General features: G+C 49.0%; 6 protein-coding genes. 4 read left to right on the forward strand and 2 right to left on the reverse strand.

Going from position 1 to position 6,352, the window contains the following annotated elements:
- Positions 1-518 precede the first annotated feature (518 nt).
- From AB1756_08340 to AB1756_08350, 3 genes are all read left to right on the forward strand, one after another.
- Positions 519-1,049 carry a hypothetical protein gene (locus AB1756_08340; protein ID MEW5807337.1) on the forward strand — a complete coding sequence of 177 codons (531 nt, stop codon included), beginning with the start codon at positions 519-521 and terminating at the stop codon, positions 1,047-1,049.
- Positions 1,037-1,696, forward strand: a complete 660-nt coding sequence (locus tag AB1756_08345; protein ID MEW5807338.1) for a nucleotidyl transferase AbiEii/AbiGii toxin family protein — start codon at positions 1,037-1,039, stop codon at positions 1,694-1,696. Before AB1756_08340 ends, AB1756_08345 begins: the two co-directional genes overlap by 13 nt.
- A 251-nt stretch (positions 1,697-1,947) precedes the next feature.
- Positions 1,948-4,644, forward strand: a complete 2,697-nt coding sequence (locus tag AB1756_08350; protein MEW5807339.1) for a hypothetical protein — start codon at positions 1,948-1,950, stop codon at positions 4,642-4,644.
- Positions 4,645-4,670: 26 nt separating this feature from the next.
- Here AB1756_08350 and lepB read toward each other — a convergent pair whose 3' ends face one another.
- Together lepB and AB1756_08360 are read right to left on the reverse strand one after the other, a co-directional pair.
- On the reverse strand, positions 4,671-5,378 hold the full coding sequence (gene lepB, locus AB1756_08355; protein ID MEW5807340.1) for a signal peptidase I: 708 nt from the start codon (positions 5,376-5,378) through the stop codon (positions 4,671-4,673).
- Between the two features lie 28 nt (positions 5,379-5,406).
- The gene (locus AB1756_08360; protein ID MEW5807341.1) at positions 5,407-5,946 is read right to left on the reverse strand and encodes an LOG family protein; all 540 of its coding nucleotides are present in this window, start codon (positions 5,944-5,946) and stop codon (positions 5,407-5,409) included.
- A 198-nt stretch (positions 5,947-6,144) separates the two neighbouring features.
- Here AB1756_08360 and AB1756_08365 point away from each other — a divergent pair.
- The coding region (locus AB1756_08365) for a transposase zinc-binding domain-containing protein (protein MEW5807342.1) at positions 6,145-6,352 on the forward strand (208 nt) is incomplete at its 3' end.

Raw genomic sequence — 6,352 nt, forward strand, 5'->3', positions numbered from 1 at the left:
TAAATGAAAGGTATGCTTTCTTTGCGACTCTCCGATATGTCCGGACCTTTTCCTTGACTCCACAGATTTTCTTTACCTTCAGAATCGTCCCGCAGAGCCATTCCCTCGCTTTGTTCAGAAGCTTACAAGGGATTGTATTTCTGTCTTTTTTCTGGTACATTCAGGCCTCCAAGGGAGAAAGTGCAGGGTTTTTGGGTTGATGTTTGAAAATTCCTTGCACTTTCTTTTTCCATTTCGGACCTCATGGTACCAGCAATCCCGCATCACACAAAGAAATTTCTGTGATAATTTGTTTTTTCAGCTGAGCCTAAATAAAGAAGAATAGCGTTTTGAATCCCACATTCCGCACCTTTATGAAAGCGTATTTGAGTTTTATGCCATCAAGGAGACTCTTAATAAAGCTTGCCCGAATCATAATAAGGATATATAATTAACATAAATGTTAATTATATATATTTAGTATGAATTACGATTATTTACAAAAACTCAGCGAGAAATCAATCTTCTTAATTGAAGATGTGGCTGAACTGTTCGATATTACTATCCCATCAGCGCGGGTCCTTTCCAGCCGTTATGCGAAAAAGGGGGTATTCATCAGATTGAAGAAGAATCTGTATCTGACGGATCAGCGGTGGAGGATTTCCAGCAGGGATGACCTGCTAAGAATCGCAAACTTCATTCAAGTTCCTTCTTACATCTCATTTATGACGGCTCTCTCCTTCTATGAGATCACCACGCAAGTGCAAAGAAATTTCATAGAGAGTGTCTCTCCGAGACGTTCGGTCAATTTCAACGTGAAGGGAACTGTCTTCAATTATCACAGGATGAAAAGGGAGTATTATTTCGATTTTGAAAGAAGAGATGGTCTTTTCATCGCCACCAGAGAGAAGGCGTTCGTGGATATGGTCTACCTTTATTCCTTCGGCAAGTACAGCATCGATCTTGGTTCTCTGGACACGGGGAGGCTTGACAGGAAGAAGCTCAAGAAGATCATCTCCATCTTTCCTGAAAGAACGAAGGAGGCCATGAGAAGAGTATGCAAGATCTGATTCAACAAGAACGGTTCGAGCTTGAGGTGCTTGACAGGATGAACAGTGCCAGGCTCTTGAGCGGTCTCGTATTTGGGGGAGGGACGATGCTGCGGCTTTGCTTCGGGCTTGACAGGTTTTCAGTTGATCTCGATTTCTGGATCGTGAAAGAGATTGATTCGAAAGCTCTCTTCAACGATCTGAAGAAATTTCTTTCAGAGTACTATTCTGTGAGAGATGCGGCCAGCAAGTTTTACACAATGCTCTTTGAGATCAGATCAGGGAATTTCCGCCGTAGCCTGAAGATCGAAATCAGGAAAGAAAAGAAAAAAGTGAGCATGGAGAAGGCGATTGCGTACAGCAGGTATTCGACCGTTCAAGTTCTTCTGAATGTCGTATCGCTCAAAGATATGATGGAATCGAAGATCGAGGCATTCCTGACGAGGAAAGAGATACGCGACGTATTCGATGTTGAGTTCCTGTACAGGAGAGGAATTCCTCTCAGCACTCCGGCTAGTAATCTCAAAAAGATGCTCATCGAGATCAAAGCATTAAAGAAAAGGGATTATACTGTGAAACTCGGCTCAATTATTGAGGACGATCAGCGGCAGTATTATGTGAAGGAGAATTTCAAGATCCTCAAACAGGCCATTGCGGAAAAGTTCTAACCAGTATATTCCGTGACATTGGGCTGTTGGGCCCAGGTGAAGAGCAGGTCATTCTGAAAAGGGTGTGTGGGCCACACGGGAAGTTCGGTCTCCTTGACCAGTCCTCTCGTCAGTTTGTGCTGATAAATACTTTTTATAGCAAAAGTTTTTCAGAAAGATAGATTGAAAAAGGATCGAAGCACTGTATATATTAATTGAACATAGAGAAACAATATAAGGTCGTGATTGGAAGATATCGAAAGGAGAAGAATGTGAAAGCAAAAAAGGCGAGGATTTGCATCCTGGATTGGATTTGTTCCCTGATCCTAATTTACTTTCCTGTCTTTATGAGTCTGATCGCACTCGGGTTGTCCTGGGCCACTGTGATACCGGAAGAAAATAGCAGGTTTGATCAGTTAGTCATTCATGATCCTTCCACACGCCTTGGGATTGTTGCAGAGACACCGGAATCCATAACAGGGTTCGAGCATGAGCGGGCTGGCTGGGAGGTTTTCATTAAGAGCCATGGAGGAATATGGAAGGTCTACATCGATCGCCGCTCGGGAAGTCCGACCCTGGTGGAAGGCCAGGGAATCCGGTGGTTTCATGCCGAAGGATCAACCCTCCCTCCAATCCTGTTCCTAAATGCCCTCGAGGCGAAGGCCAGAGAGTTTGTGTCCGAGAATACGGCTCTCCTCAAGGTTCAGGAGAATGAGCTGATTCTGAACCGGCAGGCCTCAAGCATGATGGACAGAGATCACTGGATTCTTGTATTTGACCGCGTGGTGAATGGAATCCCGGTTGAAAACCAGCGCTTCATCCTCTACATCACCAGGGGAAATCTTGTCTCTTTCGGAGCGGATCAGTGGGGGATTCTCACACCGGGACTTAAGGGCGTAGCGAAAGAGCCTTTTTATGATGCGGCTTCAGCCCGTGAATTTCTCTACGCTTACATGGGCATCACATCTGCTGATTCAGTTCAAGACGTCGAACCTGAAAGGCTCATCTATTTGAGTGTACCGCCAGAGGGAAATGCTGAAGGGGAGCACTTTAATGAGACTTCAAATGGCCCTTATAAAGGGCCGGTGGGGGAAGGCGTGAACTTCAGACTGGCCTGGTGCTTTATGATTCGCATTGAGGGGGAGCGGGGGATCTGGGTCGGCAAAGTGGATGCAACGACCGGGGAGATCATCGCCTTTTACGATGACGTGAAATATACGCGCGTCAAGGGAGGAATCTATCCGATGTCCAACGATGGCTCAGGATGGGAAGGCACCGAGCAGCCAGGTTTTCCGATGCCTTACGCGGACGTCACCGTCAATGGCCAGATGCAGACATGCAATGATATGGGTCTATTCACTCCCGGTCCTTCGAACTCTCAAGCGATAACGACCCTCAACGGCCCTTACGTTAAAATCTACGATGTTTGCGGGGTGATGGAAGAATCACGTCCAGCCGATGAAGACCTTGATTTAAAAACAGGTTCCGGCACGGATTGCGCTACCCCACACCGGACAGATTCCGATGGTGATACGCATGCAACGCGCACGAGCTTCTATCATGTCAACCGTGCTAAAGAAAGAGGACGATACTGGCTGCCCGATAACAACTGGCTGAGAGGCAAACTGGAGGTCGTTACCAACCAGGGCGGATTCAATACCTGTAATGCTTACTGGAACGGAAGCATCAACCTGTTCCAATCCATGCCGGACCAATGCCGCAATTTTGGGGAGATCTCCGCCGTGGCCATCCACGAGTGGGGGCATGGGATGGACCAGAACGATGGCGGTGGCTATGACAATCCTTCCGAAGCTTACGCTGACATTGTCGCGATCATATATGATCGAAATTCCTGCCTCGCCCGGGGAGGTCGCTTCAGTAACTGCTCCGGATATGGGGATACCTGCCTGAACTGCACCGGCATCCGCGAACTGGATTGGGACAAGCGTGCCAGCCACACACCTGCGACCGCGGATGGGTTTGTCAATAACAACTGCGGTGGAGGGGGTGGACCATGCGGAAGAGAGGTGCACTGTGAGGGACATCTCGCTGCCGAGACAATCTGGGATCTGGCGACTCGTGACCTGCCAGCTGCAGGGCTTGATACCTACACCTCCCACCAGTTAACCGAGAAGTTGTTTTACAAGTCCCGCAAAGGCTCCGGCGGAAACGCTTACAACTGTTCCATCCCATACTCCGATGGGTGTGGTGCAGGGACATGGTTCACAAAGCTGCGCAACACCGACGATGACGATGGCAACCTATCGAATGGAACACCGCATGCGGCTGCTATCTTTGCAGCATTCAGCCGGCACAAGATCGCCTGCGGAGCTGCCAGCGATTCCTCGAATCAGAATCATTCCTCCTGTCCATCGCTTGCCACGCCGACATTGTCCGTCACCCCTGGTTGCAGCTCGGCGAAGCTGACCTGGGGCGTCATCCCCAATGCTGCAAGCTATGTGGTCCTTCGTAATGATCAGAAGTGTGATGCATCATCCATCATCATCGGCACCGTGAAGGAGCCCGATACCGCATTTATTGACTACGACCTGCCTGGCGGCTTTCCACTCTATTACAGGGTCCAGGCTCAGGGGGCGAATGCTGCCTGTGATGGCGCTGTCTCAAACTGCGTGAGTGTCATACCCAATGCGGGAACGCTCACTGCCGAAGTGACGGGGGTTACAGTGACCAAGACATCCGCTACCCACCTTAACTGGACCTCTCAGTCGGATGCCACGAAGTATGACGTAGCGGGAGGAATGCTCAGCGAGTTGCTTCTCGACAGAACATTCACGCGCGCCTCCTGTCTTGCCGATGATATCACGCAGAACCAATGGGACGACACTCGCAACGGCCCACCGGTTGGCGAGTGTTACTACTATCTCGTTCGAAGCGAAAACAGTTGCGGTCCTGGCACTTATGGATGGAAGAGCAACGGCAATGAGCGCATCATCTCCTCCTGCCCCTGATTTACTCAAGCAATTCCAAGAGAGATTTATTTGATTATAGTAAAGCAGCGGTCCCATCGACTCTTTGTGAAGAGGTGAAAGAGCTTGCTCAGGATACTCTTGATCCTCTCAAAACCTTTCCTCTCGTAATCATCCCTGTCCTCCTGGTAGGACCACCAGATAATGAAGGCTCTTCCCTTAATGAAGCTCCTGGGGACGAAGCCGAAGTAGCGGCTATCCCTGCTGTTGTTTCTGTGGTCACCGAGAACGAAGTAGGAATCAGGCGGGACAACTGTTGGGGGGAAGTAGGAATGAGGGTCTCTGTATCTATCCGCGATGTAAGGTTCGTTGAGCTTCTCGCCGTTTACGAAGGCGATGCCGTCTCTGACCTCGACGATATCACCGGGAAGACCGATGACCCTCTTGATGTAATCGAATTCAGGCTCCTCGGGAAACTTGAAGACGATAACGTCCTGCCTCTTCACATCCCGCATAGGAAGAATCTTCTTCTCAAAATCGAAACTCGTGGGAGAGTAAACGAAGCGATTCACCATTATGTAATCGCCGATCAGTAGTGTATCCTCCATAGAGCCAGTGGGGATCTTGGATTGCTGGAAGACGAAAGCTCTCGAGAAGAGAACGAAGATCACGCATATCACTATCGTCTCGAAGTAATCCCTGACGACGCTCTTCCTGGGGGGCAATATCTCGATCTTCGCCTCGCGCTGCGCTCTAATTCCTGATCTAGCTGCCATAACCAAGCTCTTATAAAGATCATATATTTTACAGGCATTTTGCTATTTCATCCACTGCTTCCTGCGGTGTCAGAACGATTTTCGTGGCTTCAAGCTCCTGTTCCTCTATCAGGTCAGCTTCGGTAAGGTTCTTCATGAAATGCTTCCAGATCTCTCCAAGAAGAATGATCGGTTTCTTCCCGAGAACCCCTCCCCGATGAAGCGCCCAGAGGAAGGTGAGTTCGGAAAGCGTTCCGGACTTTCCTGGAAGTATGATGAAACCATCGCTTACCTCGATCAACCTTTTCGTCCTCATGTAAAGGTCATCTTCATTGTAATGAATGGAGACGAACTTGTTGGGATTCCTCCACGAGAACATGTTGACCGTAACCCCTATGGCATCGCTGCCGCCTTTCCTCGCCCCCTTAGAAGCTGCTTCCATTACGCCGCCATACCCGCCCGTGCAGACATTGAATCCCCGTGAGGCTAGAAGCCATCCTGTCTCATAAGCCGTTTCGTAGAGAGCATCCCCTTCCACGGGCTCTGAGCTTCCAAAAACCGCCACCGTCATCATTTTCCCGGCTATCATGATCCTTATAAAAGTCAAAAAATTAAACCACAGCACCGCATCTTTGTCAAAATTCCACTTGGCATCGCATTTTTCCTTTAGGGCATATTAAGTGAATGTGCTCAGGAGCATGGGTTACCAGAAAAGACCGTCCTCTATCGGGTGCTCTTTCATCACTTTGCAGAGTTTCTCTCAGAGTATGAGAGGCGATTCGAAAAGGTGTATGGCTACTTTCGCCCGGTTGTTAAGAATGTTGTGGAGAAGTATCTGGACTGCGGCAATCCTTCGTGTGGATTCGCCCGGGTCAAGTGCCGGCAATGCGACAAAGAATACCTGTTACACTTTTCCTGTAAAACGAGGTGCTTTTGCCCTTCCTGTCATGCCAAGAGGCTGGAAGAATGGGGTGAGGGGACAGGATCAATCTCCA

This window comes from Acidobacteriota bacterium (genome assembly GCA_040752675.1).
In the GTDB taxonomy this organism is placed as follows: Bacteria; Acidobacteriota; Polarisedimenticolia; order JBFMGF01; family JBFMGF01; genus JBFMGF01.